Source organism: Aliiroseovarius sediminis, assembly GCF_022678485.1.
Taxonomy (GTDB): domain Bacteria; phylum Pseudomonadota; class Alphaproteobacteria; order Rhodobacterales; family Rhodobacteraceae; genus Aliiroseovarius; species Aliiroseovarius sediminis.
In genome coordinates this window covers 1-3,177 of record NZ_JALBYP010000030.1, presented here as the reverse complement: position 1 = coordinate 3,177, position 3,177 = coordinate 1, and the positions used below count along the sequence as shown (strand labels likewise).

Annotated in this window: 1 protein-coding gene and 2 pseudogenes; 1 reads left to right on the top strand and 2 read right to left on the bottom strand. The window is 57.0% G+C overall.

Annotated features, from left to right (window positions below; all coding sequences use genetic code 11):
* Both MN186_RS08975 and MN186_RS08970 read right to left on the bottom strand, forming a co-directional pair.
* Nucleotides 1-810 (bottom strand): annotated as a pseudogene (locus MN186_RS08975) (IS3 family transposase); the annotation flags it as partial.
* Nucleotides 811-1,139: 329 nt separating this feature from the next.
* Nucleotides 1,140-1,496, bottom strand: a complete 357-nt coding sequence (locus tag MN186_RS08970) for a hypothetical protein (RefSeq protein ID WP_242114040.1) — start codon at nt 1,494-1,496, stop codon at nt 1,140-1,142.
* Nucleotides 1,497-1,816: 320 nt separating this feature from the next.
* On the opposite strand from MN186_RS08970, the pseudogene MN186_RS08965 reads away from it, so the two are divergent.
* Nucleotides 1,817-3,177, top strand: a pseudogene (locus MN186_RS08965) (IS256 family transposase); the annotation flags it as partial.

Below are 3,177 nucleotides of genomic sequence, written 5' to 3'. Positions count from 1 at the left end.
CGTTGTCGGATACCACCATGCAAGGATAGCCCCGCATCTCGGCAATCCGATCCAGCTCCCTGGCGACACGGATGCCCGACAGCGACGTGTCGACCACCGAGGCCAGGCATTCCCGACTGAAGTCGTCGATCACGTTCAGGATACGGAACCTGCGCCCCTCGGAGAGCGTGTCGGAGACGAAGTCGAGCGACCACCGCTGGTTCAGCCACTGCGGGATTGCCATAGGTGCTCTGGTCCCAATCGCCCGCTTGCGTCCGCCCCGTTTACGCACTGTTAACCCTTCTTCGCGGTAGATCCGATAGAGCTTCTTCCAGTTCAGCTCCCAGCCCTCTCGTTTCAGCAGGATGTGCAGGCGCCGATAGCCGAACCGACGACGCTCAGCCGACAGTTCCCGCAGCCGCGCCCGCAGCGCCTTGTCCTCCGACAGCTTCGGTTGCCGCCGATATACACGCGGATCAATCCCAGCCAGGGCGCAGGCCCGCCGTTGGGTATAGCTCTTCTCCTTCATGGCCCAGTCCACGGCACGTCGCCTCGAACCGGGCCTCAGAAGTTTTTTCCCAGCATCTCCTTCAACGTCGCCACGTCGAGCATCTGCTCGGCAAGCATCTTCTTGAGCTTGGCGTTCTCGGCCTCCAGCATCTTCAGCCGCCGGGCGTCAGACACTTCCATGCCGCCATACTTCGAGCGCCACTTGTAAAACGTGGCGTCGCTGATCCCGTGCTTGCGGCACAGCTCCTTCGCACCAAGACCAGCTTGGTGCTCCTTCAATATGCCAATGATCTGCTCTTCGCTGAAACGGCTTCTCTTCATCGTCTGTCTCCTCAGTTGGAGAACAGGCTAACCTCAAAGCGAGGACTTTTCAGGGGAGCAGGTCACTTGGATGGTCTCGATATCAGTTCAGAATCGATCTTTAGCGGTATCGGAAATACGTTTGATGGATACTCAAGCATTGAAAATGCCACTGACTGAGGCGTCAGGCAGTTTGTCTTGGCGGTCTTTAGAGGGGGAGTGTTAGCTCTTCCTTGCAGCAGTAGGACACGCGCGAGCCAAGTTCCCCCGATTTGCATAGTTGCCAGATACACCGGCCACATTTCTGCGGCCGATCTTCATGGTCTCTTTCTTTTGAATGGCGGCGAGGGTCATAGTTGAAGCAGTTCAAGGCACTTTCTGGTAAACACATCTCTGTGTTCCTGAATCGCATAGTCCTTGTAATCCTGAGTCATGAGCTGTGGAAATTTCCACCCCTCGATTACAGATTCCTGAATCAACTCATGAGTTTCAGGAAAGTTGATTTCATCTGAAAGTTCACGCATCGACACCTTTCCGCTCTGCCTAGCCTTCATGATTTCAGCGGCCACTCTGCCAATGTCGTCACATACTTCAACGGCCCTTGCACGTTGTTCGGCCCACATTTCATCAGTTATCACAATGTCCTCCGCCACAGCCGACATGCTCGACATCATCAGAAGCATTGCACCCATCATTGTCGGTTTCATTGCTCTTCCTCTTCTTCAAGTAGATAACGCTCGCCATACAGTCTTCGCTGGTGATATTCGTGCCATAGGCGTTTGCATGAATCTATGCATGCCTAGAGTTGATTTGCCATTAATTGCAGAGACTTACGGCGTAATATTGGGGGCGGTTCTCCCGGCTTCAGTCCATGCTGCCGATGAGGATATCTGCTTGTGAAATGCGTCAGACTGCGCTTACTCTGCCCTTCGGAGAAACGCGCGAAAGTTGGTGATGTCCTGAGGGGCGGCATATCATGGCGGTGTCGAGTCGCCGTCAATTCTCTGCTGAGGAAGGGATATGCCACATGTCAGAGACTACCATCACCCAATTGCCTGATCCATCGGGTTTTACCTCCGATCCCTTCACCGACGTCCTGCGCGAGGGAGCGCGCAAGCTGATCGAACAGGCGATCCACGCCGAGTTGGCGGCGCTGTTGAACACCTTTTCCGGGGAACGGCTGGAGGATGGGCGTGCCCGCCTGGTGCGCCATGGTCACTTATCCGAACGCGAGGTGATGACCGGCATTGGTCCAGTGCCGGTGAAGGTGCCTCGCGTGCGGGATCGCGGCGCAGGCGAAGACAGGATCAGCTTCACGCCCAGCATCCTGCCGCGGTATCTGCGTAAGACGAAATCGGTCGAGGAACTGCTGCCCTAGCTGTATCTCAAGGGTGTGTCCACGGGCGATTTCACCGAGGCGCTGGAGGCGCTGCCGGGTCCGAACGCCAGGGGCCTGTCCGCCAAGATCGTCACGCGCCTGAAAGCCGATTGGTGGAAGGACTACGAGGCTTGGCAGAAACGCGACCTCGGTTCGCGGCGGTTTCTCTACATCTGGGCCGACGGGGTCTACTTCAAACCGCGCATGGCTGAGGAAAAGCAATGCGTTCTGGTGATCGTCGGGGCGGATGAATATAGCCGCAAGGAACTTCTGGCCATGACCCCCTCTCGTGACATTGCTGCGCAATACACTGCCGGGCAGTGGACAGCTTCCGCGAAAGCACCCAAAGCTGGGGCGAGCTGCTGCTTGATCTCAAGCGGCGCGGCCTGAAACAAGACCCCAAACTGGCCATCCGTCGCCCGGCAGGCGATTTGCAAGGCAAATCTGCCGAGAGGGGGTGACGGAGCCCTGGGGTTTTGGACCGCGCTGCGCGAGGTCTTTGCAGCGACGCGTGAGCAAAGATGCTGGGTGCACAAGACGATGAATGTGCTGAACGCGATGCCAAAATCCATACAGGCAAAGGCCACCTCCATGACATCCATTGGCCGACAGTGTATTGCGCAGCAATGTCCCGAGAGACTGGCAGGCCGAGACCAAAGCCGAAGCCAACGTCGCCTTTGATTTCTTCGTCGAAACATACGGTGTGAAATGGGACAAGGCGGTCGCCAAGCTGGTCAAGGACCGCGACGCGCTGCTGACCTTCTACGACTATCCGGCGGAACATTGGAAGCACGTCCGCACGTCAAACCCGATCGAAAGCACATTCGCCACCGTCCGACATGGAACAAAACGCACCAAGGGATGTCTCAGTCGGAAGACCGGGCTGGCCCCTCTCGGCAGATTGCTAGGCAATCGCCTGCCGGGCAATGCATGGCCTTCAAGCTGATGATGTCAGCGCAGAAGAAATGGCGAAAGCTCGACGGTCAAAACCGACTGCCCGAGATCATCCA